16 protein-coding genes, 1 tRNA gene and 1 other RNA gene are annotated in these 17,503 nt (G+C 48.0%); 15 read left to right on the top strand and 3 right to left on the bottom strand.

The annotated features are described in order from the left end of the window. Positions 1-3 precede the first annotated feature (3 nt). Together whiA and ACFO5U_RS13870 are read left to right on the top strand one after the other, a co-directional pair. The gene (gene whiA, locus ACFO5U_RS13875) at positions 4-954 is read left to right on the top strand and encodes a DNA-binding protein WhiA (RefSeq protein WP_377279691.1); all 951 of its coding nucleotides are present in this window, start codon (positions 4-6) and stop codon (positions 952-954) included. Between the two features lie 56 nt (positions 955-1,010). Next, positions 1,011-1,268: an HPr family phosphocarrier protein gene (locus ACFO5U_RS13870; protein WP_377279690.1), complete on the top strand. Its 258-nt coding sequence runs from the start codon at positions 1,011-1,013 to the stop codon at positions 1,266-1,268. Positions 1,269-1,351: 83 nt separating this feature from the next. Here ACFO5U_RS13870 and clpP read toward each other — a convergent pair whose 3' ends face one another. After that, on the bottom strand, positions 1,352-1,963 hold the full coding sequence (clpP, locus tag ACFO5U_RS13865; RefSeq protein ID WP_377279689.1) for an ATP-dependent Clp endopeptidase proteolytic subunit ClpP: 612 nt from the start codon (positions 1,961-1,963) through the stop codon (positions 1,352-1,354). 166 nt (positions 1,964-2,129) lie between these two features. On the opposite strand from clpP, the gene ACFO5U_RS13860 reads away from it, so the two are divergent. The 13 genes from ACFO5U_RS13860 (at position 2,130) to ssrA (ending at position 14,767) form a co-directional block, all read left to right on the top strand. After that, positions 2,130-2,201: transfer RNA gene (locus ACFO5U_RS13860), tRNA-Arg, on the top strand. Positions 2,202-2,408: 207 nt separating this feature from the next. Then, positions 2,409-2,639: a glutaredoxin family protein gene (locus ACFO5U_RS13855; RefSeq protein WP_377279688.1), complete on the top strand. Its 231-nt coding sequence runs from the start codon at positions 2,409-2,411 to the stop codon at positions 2,637-2,639. Between the two features lie 104 nt (positions 2,640-2,743). Then, entirely contained in the window at positions 2,744-3,787 is a 1,044-nt protein-coding gene (locus ACFO5U_RS13850; protein WP_377279687.1) for a sugar-binding transcriptional regulator, read from the top strand. Further along, positions 3,788-4,795, top strand: coding sequence for a type I glyceraldehyde-3-phosphate dehydrogenase (gap, locus tag ACFO5U_RS13845; RefSeq protein ID WP_377279686.1), 1,008 nt, complete (start codon positions 3,788-3,790; stop codon positions 4,793-4,795). A gap of 113 nt (positions 4,796-4,908) precedes the next feature. Next, complete coding sequence (locus ACFO5U_RS13840) at positions 4,909-6,090, top strand: phosphoglycerate kinase (protein ID WP_377279780.1); 1,182 nt, start codon at positions 4,909-4,911, stop codon at positions 6,088-6,090. 13 nt (positions 6,091-6,103) lie between these two features. Then, a complete protein-coding gene (gene tpiA / locus ACFO5U_RS13835) occupies positions 6,104-6,865 on the top strand; it encodes a triose-phosphate isomerase (RefSeq protein WP_377279685.1) in 762 nt (253 codons plus the stop codon). After that, positions 6,858-8,390: a 2,3-bisphosphoglycerate-independent phosphoglycerate mutase gene (gene gpmI / locus ACFO5U_RS13830; protein ID WP_377279684.1), complete on the top strand. Its 1,533-nt coding sequence runs from the start codon at positions 6,858-6,860 to the stop codon at positions 8,388-8,390. The genes tpiA and gpmI overlap by 8 nt, the downstream gene beginning before the upstream one ends. 58 nt (positions 8,391-8,448) lie before the next feature. Further along, positions 8,449-9,744, top strand: coding sequence for a phosphopyruvate hydratase (gene eno / locus ACFO5U_RS13825; RefSeq protein WP_377279683.1), 1,296 nt, complete (start codon positions 8,449-8,451; stop codon positions 9,742-9,744). A 639-nt stretch (positions 9,745-10,383) separates the two neighbouring features. Further along, positions 10,384-10,611, top strand: a complete 228-nt coding sequence (gene secG, locus ACFO5U_RS13820; RefSeq protein WP_058381240.1) for a preprotein translocase subunit SecG — start codon at positions 10,384-10,386, stop codon at positions 10,609-10,611. Positions 10,612-10,722: 111 nt separating this feature from the next. Then, positions 10,723-11,469: an alpha/beta hydrolase gene (locus tag ACFO5U_RS13815; protein ID WP_377279682.1), complete on the top strand. Its 747-nt coding sequence runs from the start codon at positions 10,723-10,725 to the stop codon at positions 11,467-11,469. A gap of 26 nt (positions 11,470-11,495) precedes the next feature. Further along, positions 11,496-13,817, top strand: coding sequence for a ribonuclease R (gene rnr / locus ACFO5U_RS13810; protein ID WP_377279681.1), 2,322 nt, complete (start codon positions 11,496-11,498; stop codon positions 13,815-13,817). Between the two features lie 49 nt (positions 13,818-13,866). Continuing rightward, complete coding sequence (gene smpB, locus ACFO5U_RS13805) at positions 13,867-14,331, top strand: SsrA-binding protein SmpB (protein ID WP_377279680.1); 465 nt, start codon at positions 13,867-13,869, stop codon at positions 14,329-14,331. Between the two features lie 81 nt (positions 14,332-14,412). After that, positions 14,413-14,767: a transfer-messenger RNA gene (gene ssrA / locus ACFO5U_RS13800) on the top strand. 344 nt (positions 14,768-15,111) lie between these two features. Here ssrA and ACFO5U_RS13795 read toward each other — a convergent pair. Then, entirely contained in the window at positions 15,112-16,584 is a 1,473-nt protein-coding gene (locus tag ACFO5U_RS13795) for an aldehyde dehydrogenase family protein (protein WP_377279679.1), read from the bottom strand. Positions 16,585-16,606: 22 nt separating this feature from the next. Further along, positions 16,607-17,347, bottom strand: a complete 741-nt coding sequence (locus ACFO5U_RS13790) for an SDR family oxidoreductase (RefSeq protein WP_377279678.1) — start codon at positions 17,345-17,347, stop codon at positions 16,607-16,609. Positions 17,348-17,503: the final 156 nt, after the last annotated feature.

Genomic DNA, 17,503 nt, shown 5'->3' with positions numbered 1-17,503 from the left:
AGTTTGTCTTTTGCATCAGAAACAAAAAAAGAAATGACTCAAGTTGAAGTGGATGATTGCTGCGGGAAGGCAGAGCTATCGGCAATGATCCGCATGAACGGCACATTGTCATTTTCCAACCGCCAATTGAGCCTCGATATACAGACAGAGAATGCCGCGATTGCACGAAGAATCTATACATTGCTGAAACGTTTCTATAAAGCTTATCCGGTTGAATTGCTGGTCCGCAAAAAGATGCGTTTGAAAAAGAACAATGTATATATTTGCCGTTTACGTGAAGGATCGAAACTTGTGCTCGAAGATTTATTGATTTTATCGGAAGGGTTTCAGTTCCAGCAGGATATTTCACCTGATCTCATCGAAACGACTTGCTGCAAACGGGCGTATCTCCGCGGTGCTTTTCTGGCTGGAGGATCTGTCAACAATCCGGAAACATCCTCTTACCATCTGGAAGTGTATTCTTCCTATAAAGACCACGCCGAGTCGTTAGTCAAATTGATGAACCATTTTCAATTGAATGCCAAGATGATCGAACGTAAAAAAGGTTTTGTCACTTATTTAAAAGAAGCAGAAAAAATATCGGATTTCTTGAGCTTGACCGGTGCCCACTCGGCATTGTTGAAGTTTGAGGATGTTCGCATACTGCGTGACATGCGCAATAGCGTAAACCGCCTGGTCAATTGCGAAACCGCGAATTTGAACAAGACAATTGATGCGGCACTGCGCCAAATCGAAAACATCCGCTTTATTGACCAAGTGATCGGCATCGATCAATTGCCGGATCGCTTGAAAGAAATCGCGCGCTTGCGTGTCGAACATCAAGATGTCACGCTGAAAGAATTGGGTGAGATGGTATCGGCCGGAAAAGTGAGCAAATCAGGCGTCAACCATAGACTTCGGAAAATCGATGAGATTGCCGAGTCGTTGAGAAAAGGCGAAACGATCAGCCGTTAATCGGTTGTTCTTTTCTATAGATTGCGAGAGAGTCAAGTTTCCGGAGGAGGATATGCATGGTGGAAAAACAAGTTGAAGTGCAATTAAAAACAGGGTTACAAGCTAGGCAAGCGGCATTGTTCGTACAAGAAGCCAATCGCTATAGTTCGGATGTATACTTGGAAAAAGGCGAGAAGAAAGTCAACGCCAAAAGCATTATGGGCATCATGAGCCTAGCCGTAAGCAAAGGTACAAACGTAACGATTTCTGCAGACGGGGCAGATGAAGAAGCGGCGGTTGATGCACTGGCGCAATTAATCGAAAAAGAGGCTTAGGACAGAAGAAATTCCATTCCTTTTAAAAAAAGAGCCATTTCCGCAGCGCTTAAGCGCTGGGAAATGGCTCTTTTCTATTTGGATCAATCTTCTTTTTTGTGGTTTTCAGGCAATTTACTGCGTGTGATGATTTGATCGATCAAACCATACTCCAGCGCGCGTTCTGCTGTCATGAAGTTGTCGCGGTCCGTATCGCGTGAAATCACTTCAAGCGATTGTCCAGTACGCTCGGAAAGGATGGTATTGAGTTTTTCGCGCAAGAACAAGATGCGTTTTGCCGCGATTTCGATTTCAGTTGCTTGGCCTTGGGCACCGCCGAGTGGTTGGTGGATCATCACTTCGGAGTTTGGAAGCGCAAAGCGTTTGCCTTTTGTTCCAGCCGCCAATAGGAAAGCGCCCATAGATGCTGCCATGCCGATGCATATTGTTTGGACATCCGGGCGGATGAACTGCATCGTATCATAAATCGCCATGCCTGCTGTGATGCTGCCGCCAGGGCTGTTGATGTAAATCGAGATGTCTTTCTCTGGATCTTCCGCTTCAAGGAACAATAGCTGCGCTACGATCGAGTTGGCGACATTATCGTCAATTCCGCTGCCGAGCATGATGACGCGGTCTTTCAGCAAACGGGAGTAGATATCGTAAGCTCGTTCGCCTCTGCTTGTTTGTTCGATTACTGTAGGGATCAAATTCATGTAAATTTCCTCCTTTGGGTAAGTATGAGTGCTGCTGAAACGCCGTTCAGCTGTATATTCATCATACACATCTTGGTCAATGAAGGTCAAATCTAACGTATTGCAAAAAATTGCCTTGAATTATGCAAAAAGCTTTCGTATAATAGAAAAGTCGCTAAAGACATTTGCCCTCGTAGTGTAATGGATCACACGTAAGATTCCGGTTCTTGAGATGGGGGTTCGATTCCCTCCGAGGGCATTAATCATTAAGCCACACAGCCTGTCTCAGGTTGTATGGCTTTTTTGCTTTTAGGGAAAATATTCCGATAATTAATCAGAAATCTTGTAAAAACAATGTCTTAACGGGTGAAATTATTATAGTAAAAGAAAAGCGCCACAAGTTGTATACTGTATGGTATGGAAATATGTTTTACTAGCTGTGAAGATGAAAAGGGAGAGTTGCGATATGTTCGTATTATATACGCGTCCAAACTGCAGGCTTTGTGAGGAAGCGAAGCTAGCGATCCGCCTGTTGCAGGAAGACTACCCGTTGGAATATAAAGAAATCAATATAGAAGAAGATTCCGAGCTGCATGAAAAATACATGCTCATGATTCCGGTGCTCGTCAAAGAGGAGCGCGTGCTGCTTTACGGTAATTTCGGCTACGGGGAACTTTTAGAAACGTTAATTCTTTAACGTTTCTTTTTATTTGCATAAATCCGATAGCTCGGCTACAATGTGGGTAGTGGGACGAAATGAAACTAAGTGGGACAAAAAACGTCCAACGAAGGGGTGGGGCAATGGATTCAGTTCTACAAGCACAAGTGCATTTATTGCCAGAACTGCCAAGCTTGCTGAAAAAGCGCTATAGCATTCTCGAGCTGATTCAAGCACAACAACCTGTAGGAAGACGCACACTTAGTGAATTAACAGGCTCAGCTGAAAGAGAAATTCGCAAAGAGACCGACTTGTTGCGCGATCATGCATTGATTGAGATGAACAAAAGCGGCATGACATTGACAGACCTTGGAGCAACTGTATTGGAGCAGCTTCAAGAACTCGTCAAGGAATTGTCGGGGACTGCTGTCTTAGAAGCCGAGCTTGAAGAAAAACTTGGCATCAAAAAGGCAGTCGTGTTGCCGGGAGACAGCGATCAGCTGTCATCGGTCAAATCGGCAATCGGACGCAAGGCGGCTCATTTTGTAGAAGAAATGCTGGAGAAATGCCACGTGATCTCAGTAACTGGCGGCAGTACGATGGCTGGTGTTGCTGCGCAGATCCGGCCCGCAAGAAAAAATTCCGATTTGCAGTTTGTCGCTGCAAGAGGCGGCCTCGGTGAAGAAATGCTGCACCAGGCGAATACGATCGCTTCATCTTTTGCTGAAAAAGCCGGCGGTGCAGTCCGAACGCTTTACTTGCCGGAACATTTAAGTGCAGAAGCGCTAGAGATGATGGTGAAAGAGCCGGTCATCAAAGAGATGATGGCGTTGTATGATCAAACTGATTTGGTTATACATGGCATCGGCGACGCAGAAGAAATGGCCATTAGGCGACGCTCTTCTGCACAAGAAGTCGAAAAGATCAAAACTGGCGGAGCTGTCAGTGAAGCGTTCGGTTATTATTTCGATAAAACAGGAAAAATAGTTTATCGCATACCAACAGCGGGGATTCAACTAGAGCAGGTCCAAAAAGCGCCGAGCATTTTAGCGGTGGCTGGTGGCCGGACTAAAGCCCGTGCCATTGAATCGTATTTTCAAACGGCCCCGGAGCGGACGATTCTAATTACTGATGAAGGCGCAGCAAGAATGATACTTAATCCAAAAACAAAACTGGAGGAATTATAAATGACTTTAAAAATGGCAATCAATGGTTTTGGCCGCATCGGCCGCGTAGTGTTCCGCGAAGCAATGCAAAACAGTGAAGTGGAAGTAGTAGCAGTCAATGACCTAACAGATGCAGCTATGCTGGCACATCTATTGAAATACGATTCAGTACACGGAACATTGGACGCTGAAGTTACAGCAGAAGGCAATTCAATCTTCGTAGACGGCAAGGAAATCAAAGTATTCGCGGAAAAAGATCCAGCGCAATTACCATGGAAAGAGCACCAAATCGACATCGTTTTGGAATCTACAGGAATCTTCACAACAGAAGAAAAAGCTTCTAAGCACATCGAAGCTGGCGCTAAAAAAGTCATCCTTTCAGCTCCTGGCAAAAACGGCATGAAGATGTTGGTTATGGGCGTTAACGAAGAAACTTACAACCCTGAAGAGCATCACGTCGTTTCGAATGCATCTTGCACAACTAACGGCTTGTCCGGCATCTCTAAAGTGTTGAACGAAAAATTCGGCATCAAGAAAGCCATGATGACAACGATCCACTCTTACACAAACGACCAAGCATTGCTTGATGCGCCTCACTCTGACTACCGCCGTGCGCGTGCAGCAGCTGAGTCGATGATCCCGACTACAACTGGCGCAGCGAAATCCGTTGCAAAAGTATTGCCTGAACTTGAAGGCAAAATCGATGGTATGGCTATCCGCGTTCCAACACCAAACGTTTCATTGATCGACCTTGTTGCTGAACTTGAAACAGATGCGTCTGTTGAAGAAGTAAACCAAGCGCTTAAAGAAGCAACTGAAAATGAGCTGAAAGGCTATTTGGAATACAGCGATCTTCCGCTTGTATCACGTGACTATAACGGCAACACTGCTTCTGCTACAGTAGATGCTCAATCTACAATGGCTCTAGGCGGAAATATGGTCAAAGTTCTTGCTTGGTACGACAACGAATCCGGCTACTCTGCACGCTGTGTAGACTTGGCTGTACACATGTACAAAAAAGGGCTGTAAGCTGAAAATCATAGCTTAATTACCAATGAACCTCTATAATAAAGAGGGTAAAAGGGGTGGGGAATTTACCCCACTCCTTATTTTTTTGAATATAATTAGGAGGTATTTTCATGCTGCAGAAAATGACCATGAAAGACTTGGATTTGAAAGGGAAACGCGTATTTTGCCGTGTAGATTTCAACGTACCGATGCAAGATGGGCAAGTGACCGACGACACGCGTATCCGTGCGGCGATGCCGACAATTAAGTACTTGGTTGAACAAGGCGCAAAAGTCATCTTGGCAAGCCATCTCGGGCGCCCGAAAGGACAAGTCAACGAAGACATGAGACTAGCTGCGGCAGGCGCACGATTGGCTGAATTGCTCGGCAGCGACGTGAAATGCCTAGAGGAATCCGTGGGAGAAGCAGTGGAGCAGGAAATTGATGCTCTTGAACCAGGCAGAATTCTGTTGCTTGAAAACGTCCGTTTTCATGCAGGCGAAGAAAAGAACGATCCGGAACTCGCAAGACAATTTGCGGCTCTAGCGGACGTCTTCGTTAATGATGCATTCGGCGCTGCGCACAGAGCGCATGCTTCCACTGCTGGTATCGCCGAGCATTTGCCGTCAGTATCGGGACTGCTACTCGAAAAAGAGCTGGACGTTCTCGGCAAAGCTTTATCAGAACCAGACCGCCCGTTTACCGCAATCATCGGCGGCGCGAAAGTAAAAGACAAAATTGGCGTCATCGACCACTTGCTCGATAAAGTCGATAACTTGATTATCGGCGGTGGGCTATCGTATACCTTCATCAAGGCACTCGGACATGAAATTGGCAATTCACTTGTCGAAGAAGACAAATTGGATCTTGCTAAATCATTCATCGACAAAGCAAAAGAAAAAGGCGTGAAGTTTTATTTGCCAGTCGACGCAACAGTCGCAAACGAGTTCTCAAAAGACGCAGAGACCAAAACAGTGAAAATCGAAGAAATTCCGTCCGATTGGATGGGGCTGGATATCGGGCCGGAAACAGCTAAATTGTATGCCGATGTCATCAACCAGTCGAAACTTATTATCTGGAACGGGCCGATGGGCGTGTTCGAAATGGAAGCTTTTGCAAACGGCACGAAATCCGTCGCTCAAGCGATGGCGGAAACAGAAGGCTATACAGTCATCGGCGGCGGTGATTCCGCAGCAGCTGTCGAGAAATTCCATGTTGCAGATAAAATGGATCATATTTCAACAGGCGGCGGAGCTTCTCTGGAGTTCATGGAAGGCAAGGATTTGCCGGGCGTCACCGCATTAAGCGATAAGTAAAGGGAGTGTTTTTGTGAGAAAACCGATCATTGCAGGAAACTGGAAAATGTATAAAACAGCATCACAGGCAAAAGAGTTTGTCGAACAGGTCAATGGTTTAGTTCCAGATGCAGATAAGCTTGATTCTGTCATTTGTGCACCGTCTCTGTTCTTATCCCAATTAGTCAATTCTGCAGAGAGCAGCGCATTGAAAATCGGTGCGCAAACGATGCACGACAAAGGCGAAGGGGCATTCACAGGAGAAGTCAGCCCGGTTCAATTGGCCGACCTTGGCGTTGATTATGTCATCATTGGCCATTCAGAGCGCCGCCAGTATTTCAACGAAACGGATGAAACAGTTAATGCCAAAGTAAAATCGGCATTTTCGCATAAACTAAAGCCAATCCTTTGTGTAGGTGAAACCGACGAACAGCGTGAAGCGGGCCAAATGGAAAACATCGTAGAAACGCAAGTCGAGAAAGCTGTAGAAGGCTTAACAGACGCACAAATCGCTGAGCTGGTCATCGCTTACGAGCCAATTTGGGCAATCGGAACCGGTAAAACTGCGACAGCTGAAGATGCCAATGAAGCTTGCGGCATCGTCCGCAAAAAAATCGCTGCTCTTTACAGCGATGAAACGGCTGAAAAAGTCCGCATCCAGTACGGCGGAAGCGTAAAACCTGCCAATATCCAGGAATTGCTCTCAATGGAGCATATCGACGGTGCATTAGTCGGCGGGGCGAGCTTGGAAACAGAATCGTTCGTCAAATTGTTGGAGGCGGGTTCAAATGCGTAAAACGGCACATCCGGCAGCGTTAATCATCTTGGATGGCTTCGGCTGCCGCGAAGAAACCGCTGGAAATGCAGTTGCACAAGCGCATAAACCGAATTTCGACAGGCTGTGGAATGAATATCCTCACGAATTGCTGACTGCTTCAGGTGAAGCGGTCGGTTTGCCGGACGGGCAAATGGGCAATTCCGAAGTCGGCCATTTGAACATCGGCGCTGGGCGTATCGTTTACCAAAATTTGACACGTATCCATAAATCGATCAAAGATGGTGATTTCTTTGAAAATGGCGCATTTTTGGATGCTGTACTGAACGCCAAAGAAAACGGCAAAGCCTTGCATGTTATGGGCTTGTTGAGCGACGGGGGCGTCCATAGCCATTACGAGCATTTATTTGCGCTCTTGCGTCTTGCCAAGCAGCAAGACTTGAGCGAAGTATTTGTGCATGGATTCCTGGATGGCCGAGATGTTGGGCCCAGAACCGCACTCCGTTATATAGAAGAAACTGAAATGCAGATGAAAGAAATCGGCATCGGTCGATTCGCTTCGATCAGCGGACGTTATTATGCGATGGACCGCGACAAGCGCTGGGAGCGTGTCGAACTTGCCTATCGGGCAATGGTCGACGGGACGGGTCCTAGTGCCAGTTCTGCAACAGCCGGTGTGGAAGCTTCTTATGCACAAGGCATCGTTGATGAATTTGTCTTGCCGTTTACGATAACGAAGGAAGGGGAAGCGCCTGCTGTGATTCAATCCGGCGATTCCGTCATTTTCTTCAATTTCCGCCCAGACCGTGCAATTCAGTTAACTAGTGTGTTGACGCGTCCTGATTTTGCCCATTTCCCATTGAGCATCCACCATCCGAAAGGCTTGGTGTTCGTCAGCTTCACTACGTACAGTGAAGAGTTGAAGACCCGCATTGCTTACGGTAACGTCAATTTGGTGAATACACTCGGGGAAGTCTTGTCTGCAAACGGCATGACGCAATTGCGCATTGCCGAAACGGAAAAATATCCGCACGTCACGTTTTTCATGAGCGGCGGCCGTGAAGAAGTGTTTCCAGGAGAGCAACGAATCCTTGTGTCGTCACCGAAAGTGGCGACCTATGACCTTCAGCCGGAAATGAGCGCTTTCGAAGTGACCGACCGGCTTGTCGAACAAATCGATGCCGGGGCGCATGATGCCATCATTTTGAACTTTGCCAATCCGGACATGGTCGGCCATAGCGGCATGCTAGAGCCGACGATCAAGGCAGTCGAAGTCGTCGATGAATGCCTCGGGCGTATTGTTGAAGCTTTGCATCGCCAAGGCGGCTCGGCGCTAATCACAGCCGATCATGGCAATGCGGACGAAGTACTGACAGAAGACGGCTTGCCTATGACTGCGCATACGACCAACAAAGTGCCGGTCATTTTGACAAAGCACGGTGAAGTGCTCAGAAGCGGTGGAATTCTCGCCGACCTGGCACCGACCATCTTGAAAATGCTAAACGTGGAACAGCCGTTGGACATGACCGGCAGACCGCTTTATTAATCGAACGAACTAGTAAGCAAAAAAACTGATCAAACCAATGAAAAGGGAGTTGTTGATTTTGCCAATTATTACTCAAATCCAAGCACGTGAAGTACTCGATTCCAGAGGGAACCCGACAGTTGAAGTAGAAGTATTCACAGAAAGCGGCGCATTCGGCCGCGCAATCGTGCCTTCAGGCGCGTCTACAGGAGAGCACGAAGCCGTTGAACTGCGTGATGGCGATAAGAGCCGCTACCTTGGAAAAGGCGTTCTTAAAGCGATCGAACACGTAAACAATGAAATCGCTGAAGAATTGGAAGAAAACTACTCGGTTCTTGACCAAGTCTCCATCGACCAAGCATTGATCGAACTTGATGGAACAGAAAACAAAAGCCGTCTCGGCGCAAACGCGATTCTCGGAGTATCGATGGCAGCGGCGCACGCAGCAGCTGATTACTTGGACATCCCACTTTACCAATACCTTGGTGGATTCAACGCTAAGCAATTGCCTGTACCGATGATGAACATCTTAAACGGCGGTGAGCATGCGGATAACAACGTCGACATCCAGGAGTTCATGGTTATGCCAGTCGGTGCGGAATCATTCCGCCACGCACTGCGCATGGGTGCAGAAATTTTCCATAACTTGAAATCGGTCTTGAAAGACAAAGGCTATAACACTTCTGTCGGAGACGAAGGCGGATTCGCTCCGAACCTCGGTTCGAACGAAGAAGCGCTTGAAACGATCATGACGGCGATCGAGAAAGCCGGCTTCAAGCCAGGTGAAGACGTCTTGCTCGCAATGGACGTCGCAGCATCTGAAATTTACGATAAAGAAAAAGGCGTCTACACATTGGCAGGCGACAACACAGTGAAAACTTCTGCTGAGATGGTCGACTGGTATGAAGAGTTGGCGAATAAATACCCGATCGTTTCAATCGAAGACGGATTGGACGAAAACGACTGGGACGGCTTTAAATTGTTGACCGACCGCATTGGTGATAAAGTGCAGCTTGTCGGTGATGATTTGTTCGTCACGAACACGAAGAAATTGGCGCAAGGCATCGAGCAAGGTATCGGCAACTCGATCCTCATCAAAGTAAACCAAATCGGTACATTGACTGAAACATTCGATGCGATCGAAATGGCGAAGCGTGCAGGCTATACAGCGGTCATCTCCCACCGTTCAGGCGAGTCGGAAGATGTGACGATTGCAGACATCGCAGTTGCGACAAATGCTGGTCAAATCAAGACGGGAGCTCCGTCGCGTACGGACCGCGTTGCGAAATACAACCAATTGCTCCGCATCGAAGACCAGTTGCACGATACAGCAAAATACTTAGGCGTTAAAACTTTCTATAACTTGAAGAAATAATAGCGAATAAGTGAGGAAAAGCTGCCGGGGATTTTTTCCGGCAGCTTTTCTGTTAGAATGTGCGAGGAAGATAGAGGCTGCGTTCCAGGAGACGCTTTGGGCCCGCAGGAAGCGGGTCATGCAGCTGATGCGACAGGACGTCGCGTTTTCAGCTGCCCGATAATAGGGGCGGGCGTCGAGCCCTTATGGCTGCGCCATATAGATCTCGCTGTCCCGCGCAGTCCCTCCGACGTCAGACCCTTGCGCTTCAGCTATAAGAAAGCTTTTATAAAAAACTATGCTTCCTTCATTCATTTCCTAATAAATATCTGTATTAAATATGGAAACGGAGCAAAATTGCGAAGACTCCCGCGGGAAAGCGAGACAGCTAAGACCCCACAAGGAGCGAAGCGACTGAGGAGGCTTAGCGCTCGCCCGCAGGAAAGCGTAGCGATTTTGTGGAGTGAAGTCTAAATGAAATCTTGTTCTACTCTTTACTAAAAAAGCAAATGCTACTCATCAACAGATTCCAAAAAGAGTGAACAGAAAATATTGAAATGGTCTTAACTATTTGTATTTTTTAGGGGCTCTATTGCTACAGGTTTCAATTTTTGGTAAACTAGAGTTTGTTGTGAACGTTCTATTCAGGAGGTGGTATTTATGCATACATTGTTAATGACATTACTTCTTATCGTCTCGATAGCGTTAATTGTTGTCGTTCTATTGCAATCAGGGAAAAGTGCAGGACTTTCAGGAGCCATCTCCGGTGGAGCAGAGCAACTTTTTGGCAAGCAAAAAGCCCGTGGGTTGGATCTGGTCCTTCACCGGGTCACGATCGTTCTTGCTGCCTTATTCTTTATTCTGGCTATCGCCGTAACGAAAGTATAATGTAGAACAAATCGCCTGACCATTTAGTGGTTGGGCGTTTTCTTTTAGTGGAAAATGGGCGCTTGCCCATGCAGATATTGCAGTCACAAGAATTAGTTGGAGGGAATTTTTATGCGCATTTCACAACCAAAACCGTTTTTCTTTGAGAATGGGCCGAGAGCCGTCTTGCTATTGCACGGCTTTACAGGGAATTCTGCAGACGTGCGGATGCTTGGCCGGTTTTTGGAGACGAAAGGCTATACGAGCATTGCACCTCATTATGCAGGACATGGCGTCGCACCGGAAAAGCTTGTGGAGACGGGACCCGCCGATTGGTGGCAAGATGTAGAGGAAGCGTATCAAACCTTGATCGATAAAGGCTATCAAGAAATCGCGGTAGCTGGATTGTCGCTTGGCGGCGTATTCAGCCTGAAACTAGGGTATACAAAGCCTATAAAGGGCATTGTGACGATGTGCGCACCGATGCATATGAAATCGACCGAACTTATGTATGAAGGGGTTTTGAAGTATGCCCGCGAATACAAGAATTATGAAGGAAAAGATGATAAGCTTATCGAAGAAGAGATGAAGAAGTTCGAGGAAAAACCGATGGAAACGCTCGCAGAGCTGCGTGAGTTGATCGGTGAAGTCCGGAACAATGTCGATCACGTCTATGCGCCGTTGTTTGTGGTGCAAGGCACACTCGATACAGTTATCAATACTGATTCTGCAAACATTATCCATGATGAAGCGGAATCGACTGATAAGCGCATCAAATGGTACGAAAAATCCGGCCATGTCATTACGCTGGACCAGGAAAAAAAGCAATTGCATGAGGACATATACGAGTTTCTCGAAGCGCTCGATTGGAGCGTGTGAGACGGTCTCAAAAGGAGGAGTTAGGATTGGGTAAGAATGAACAGTCATTGGATCAACGCTTACTGGCGTTTATGCGGGAAGAAGCATACAAGCCATTAACGGTAACTGAAATAGAAGGACAGTTTGGCTTTGAAGACGCCGATGAATTTACGGAATTGGTGAAAACACTCGTCAAGCTTGAAGAAAAAGGCGAATTGGTGCGTTCACGCTCCAACCGCTATGGTGTGCCGGATCGCATGAACTTAATGCGCGGCAAGTTTATCGGACACGCAAAAGGCTTCGGCTTTTTTGCGCCGGAAGAAGCGGGACTGGATGATGTTTTCATCCCGCCGAATGAAGTGAACGGAGCGGTCAATGGCGATACGGTCATGATCCGTGTTTCTGAAGGGTCTTCCGGAGACCGCCGTGAAGGCACCGTCATCCGCATATTGGAACGCGGTACGACTAAAGTCGTCGGCACATTCCAGGCAAACAAAGGCTTCGGCTTTGTCATTACGGATGATAAGAAAATGAATATGGATATTTTTATCGCCAAAGACGACACGCTCGGTGCTGTCGATGGCCATAAGGTCGTCGTGGAAATCACCGGCTGGCCGGAAGGGCGTTTGTCTGCAACAGGCATGGTGACACAAGTATTGGGCCATAAAAACGACCCGGGCGTCGACATTTTGTCGATCATCCATAAATACGGCATCGAAGTCGAATTCCCGCAAGATGTGTTGGACCAGGCGAATGCCGTACCGGATCAAATCGATCCGAACGATTTGAATGACCGCCGTGATCTGCGCGCCGAACAAATCGTAACGATTGACGGAGCGGACGCCAAAGATTTGGATGATGCCATTCAAGTGAAAAAGTTTGAAGACGGCACATACAAACTGGGCGTGCATATCGCAGACGTCAGCCATTATGTAACAGAAGGATCGGCAATCGACCGTGAAGCATATGACCGCGCGACAAGCATCTATTTGACCGACCGCGTCATCCCGATGATTCCGCATCGTTTGTCGAATGGGATCTGCTCGCTCAACCCGAACGTCGACCGTTTGACTTTGTCTTGTGAAATGATTTTCAACGATAAAGGCGAAGTGCTGTCACACGATATTTTCCAAAGTGTCATCAACACGACAGCACGCATGACTTATACCGATGTATATGAAATCCTTGAAAAAGACAATAAGGAATTAAAACAGCAGTATGCTGAGTTGGTTCCGATGTTTGAACTGATGAAAGAACTATCATCCGTGCTGCATCAGCGCCGGATGAACCGCGGGGCAATCGATTTTGACTTTAAAGAGTCTAAAGTGATCGTCGACGAGGAAGGCTATCCGATCGATATCGTCGTCCGTGAGCGTACGGTCGCTGAGCGTTTGATCGAAGAATTCATGCTGGCAGCGAACGAAACTGTCGCTGAACATTTCCACCGCATGGACGTGCCATCGCTTTATCGGATTCACGAAGAACCGAAGCCTGAGAAATTGCAGCGCTTTTTCGAGTTCATCACGAATTTCGGGATTGTCGTGAAAGGATCGGGCAACGAAATTCACCCGAAAGCTTTACAGGAAATCGTCGAATCCATCGCAGGAACACCGGAAGAGCCGGTTGTTTCCACGATGATGCTCCGTTCGATGCAGCAGGCGAAATATTCTGCGCAAAGCCTTGGGCATTTCGGCTTGTCGACGGAATTCTATACGCATTTCACCTCGCCGATCCGCCGCTATCCTGATTTGATCATCCACCGCCTGATCCGGACGTATTTGATCGACAAGGACTTGTCGAACAAGACGCTTCGCCATTGGGAAGCGGAGATGGACGATATCGCAACGCATACATCTGCGCGCGAGAGACGTGCAGTCGAAGCGGAACGCGATACGGATGCATTGAAGAAAACGCAATACATGGCAGATAAAATCGGCGAGCAGTTCACTGGCATCGTGTCATCTGTCACAAACTTCGGTATGTTTGTCGAATTGCCGAACACAATCGAAGGCTTGGTTCACGTATCCAATTTGACCGATGATTATTACCAGTTTGATGACCGTCAGATGATGATGATCGGCGAACGCACAAAGCGCCAATTCCGCATCGGCGATGAGGTTGAAGTCCGTGTCATCGGAGTCAAACCGGAAGAATCGTCCATCGATTTTGAAATCGTCGGCATGACCCAGAACACGCGTCGCAGTTCACGTAAAGACAGCCCGAAAGTGATTCGCAGCGGCCGCGGCGGCGATAAGCCGAAAGACGGCAAAAAACGCGGCGAAGGCGGCCCGACCCACAAAGGGAAAAGCCAAAAGAAAAAGTTTTATGAAGGAGCTGCCAAACAGCAGCCCCGAAAAAAGAAGAAATAAAAAAAGCGGCCGCGAGCCGCTTTTTTCCAACAGTTTGAGGTGAACAGAAATGGCCAAAGGAGAAGGCAAAGTAATTGCTCAAAATAAAAAAGCAGGCTTTGATTTCGCGATTGAAGAAACAATCGAAGCAGGCATCGTCTTGCTCGGCACGGAAATCAAGTCCGCCAGAAAAGGCAAGGTCCAGATCAAGGATGCATTCGTCCGCATCAGAGGCGGCGAGGCATGGATTTCGAATATGCACATCGCACCGTATGAGCAAGGCAATCAGTTTAACCACGATCCGCTGCGTTCGCGGAAACTATTGCTCCATAAGAAACAGATCAACGAACTTGTCGGCAAATCGAAAGTCGAAGGTGCGGCAATCGTCCCGCTCAAGATGTATTTGAAAGACGGCTATGCAAAAGTGCTGCTCGGTGTCGGTAAAGGGAAAAAGAAATACGACAAGCGTGAAGACCTGAAGAAAAAAGATGCCAAGCGGGATATTGACCGTGCCATGAAAGAACGCAGCCGTTAAGCTTGAACTCTGACCAATATTGTCCTATAATTGTTTATAGTACACCGAAGCTAAACCACTTCCGTGTTCTCTTGTAAATGAGGGGACGTTACGGATTCGACAGGGATGGTTCGAGCTTGGGTTGCGCGTCGGAGGATCGGCTCCGTCATCAACGTAACTTATAACAACTGGCAAAACTAACAACAACCTAGCATTCGCAGCGTAAGCTCGGATCTGCTTTATGTAACCATCGCCCATGTGGCTGCATAGAGCTCACTTTTAGTGGGATACGGCAGTCAGTGCCGTTTGAGCTGACTGTAAGAGATTCTCGAACTAGCCCTCATGACGCCTGCTTGTCGGCAGACTGAGCGGCGAAACTCCAATAGATAAGCTACACGCGTAGATGCTCAAGTAACGGAGTCTCTGGACGCGGGTTCGACTCCCGCCGTCTCCATAGTGTTTTATGGAGTTAAAGAAACGCCAAAATCCTTTTAGAAGGGTTTTGGCGTTTTTTTGTCTGGATTTCAATAAAACGCTGATTTCCGTTTCGGCGCTACAGGATGTGGGTCATGCAGCTGGCGCGATAGGACTTCGCGATGCTAGCTGCCAAGGCACGGCCTCAGCTGCTTCGTCGCTAACGCTCTTGAAGGGTCTTCGGCTCGTGTTGTTTTCACAGGAGTCGCCGCCTTCACTTCGCTCGACCGAATATCATTTGAGTGAAATAGCTTGAGTATTATAGAAGTCATTTTCTTCAAGTCAAAAAACCGGCAGCCCCATTACAGGAGCTGCCGGTTTCACATTTTATTTCTTCGTATTATCTACAAATGCTCCGTACTGTCTGCGCTGATGTTGCACAGACAACCATTTCAGGGTAGTGAACTCCTCGAGCACCCATTCGCCGTTAAAGCGGCCGAGGCCAGAGTCTTTCTCGCCACCGAATGGCATATGCGCTTCGTCGTTGACCGGCTGGTCGTTGACGTGGATCATGCCCGTGTGGATCTGGTGGGCGATGTTCGTTCCGTGTTCGATGTTCGTCGAATGTACGGCGCCGCTTAGTCCGAACGGGTATTTATTGGCTTGTTCGATGACTTCCTCGTCGCTATCGAACGGAATAAGGATCGCGACAGGGCCGAAGATTTCGTTTTCCGCAAGCGGCATGTCGTTGGTGACGCCGGTCAAGACGGTCGGCTCGAGGACATTGCCGTCTGCTTTGCCGCCAAGGCGGATTTTTGCGCCTTGTTCGACCGTGGCATCGATGTCTTTCAAGATGCGGTCGACTTGGTCGCGGTTAATGAGCGGGCCGACTTGCGTATCCTCTTCTGCAGGGTTGCCGTATTTCAAGTTGCCGGCGCGTTCAATGAACTGCTCAGCAAATTTGTCGTAGATGTCTTTATGAACGAATAGGCGGTTGATCGACATGCAAATCTGTCCTTGATGATAGAATTTGCCGAACAGGGCAGAGTCTACTGCCTGATCGATATCGGCATCTCCGAGCACGATGAAATTATTATTGCCGCCAAGTTCCAAGGCGGTTTTCTTCAATGCGCCGCCGGCAAGTTCGCCGATATGTTTGCCGACAGGCGTCGAGCCGGTAAATGAAATAAGGCGCGGCGTCGGGTGGGTGACGATGTCATCGCCAATTTCAGACCCACGGCCGACCACAACGTTGAGCAATCCCTTAGGAAGCCCAGCTGCTTCGAACAAGCTCGCGAACAACAGCCCGCCGGTGACAGGCGTATCGGTTGCCGGTTTGATGACAACGGCATTGCCAGTGGCAAGTGCCGGTGCGATCGAGCGGATCGCCAAATGAAACGGGAAGTTCCACGGGCTGATAATGCCGATGACGCCAAGTGGGTTGCGGTAGACGCGGTTTTCTTTGCCGGGTTGCTGGGAAGGCATGATTTTTCCTTCCATGCGGAACGGGAAGGTCGCCGCTTCTTTTAGGATATTCATCGAGGCGCCAAATTCGACCGTTGCTTTGATCTTCGTGCTGCCGGCTTCTTTGATGAGCCATTCGATAATCAATTCTTTGTTTTCCTTCATGACTTCGATGGCTTTTTCCATCACCGCTTGTTTCGCTTGCGGCAATTCCTTCGCCCACTCGAGTTGTGCGGTTTCTGCCGCTTTGTAAGCGGCATCCAAGTCGCTTTTATCAGCGGCTTGTGCGGTGACAAGTTCTTCACCGGTAAATGGGTTAATGTTTTTCATTTGGCTGTCGCTGGATCCTGAAATCCATTCGCCATTTATATAAATCTTGGAAAAATCGGTTTTCATTCGAATCGTCTCCATTCTATTTTTAAGGCTGTTGTCTCGGGCGTATCAAGATTTCGTTAACATCGACGTGCGGTGGCTGTTCCACTGCATAGCCGATAGCATTCGCGATATCTTCCGCCTGCAACGGTTCCATGGACTCGGACATGCTCTTGAAGCTGTCGAGTACATCATCATCGGTGATGGTATTTGTCAATTCGGTTGCGACCGCACCGGGCGATACGATGGTCACGCGAATTTCATGCGATGGATCGATCTCCTGGCGCAACCCGTCTGAAATGGCGCGCACAGCGTATTTCGTGCCGCTGTATACGGCGCTGCCTTTCATAACTTGATGGCCTGCAACAGAGGAAACATTCAGGATATGGCCGAATTTCTGTTGTTCCATGATCGGAAGAACAGCCGCGATGCCGTAGAGAACGCCTTTAATATTCACATCTACCATCTTGTCCCACTCATCGAGTTTCAGCTTATTCATATATGACAAAGGCATGAGCCCGGCATTGTTGACCAGTATGTCAATTTTTCCGTTTTTTTCTAATGCCGCTTGTGCCAGTGATTTCATTTCGTCGGCTGAGGTGACGTCGGTTACTTGATAATCCGCGCTTCCTCCTTCAGCTTCAATTTCCTTTTTCAGGTCCACTAGTCGCTCTTCGCGCCGTGCAGCGAGCATGACGTGGTAGCCTCTTGCTGCCAGTTCCTTTGCAGTAGCTTGACCGATACCACTGCTTGCCCCTGTAATGATTGCGGTATTTTTCTGTGTCATATCTATTCAGCTCCAGTTCTGTTTGTAAGTGATGGCGAAAATGTCCTGAAATAAAGACATCTTATTTCCTTACCCGCAACAACGGCGTTTCGAAACAATCGATGTTTGCATACTATTGAATCCTATACCAAGAAGCGTTCCAGTTGATTGGATAGG

It is taken from the genome of Planococcus dechangensis (assembly GCF_042654465.1).
GTDB lineage: Bacteria > Bacillota > Bacilli > Bacillales_A > Planococcaceae > Planococcus > Planococcus dechangensis.
The sequence above is the reverse complement of the archived record's forward strand: the minus strand, read 5'-3'. Positions and strand labels throughout refer to the sequence as shown.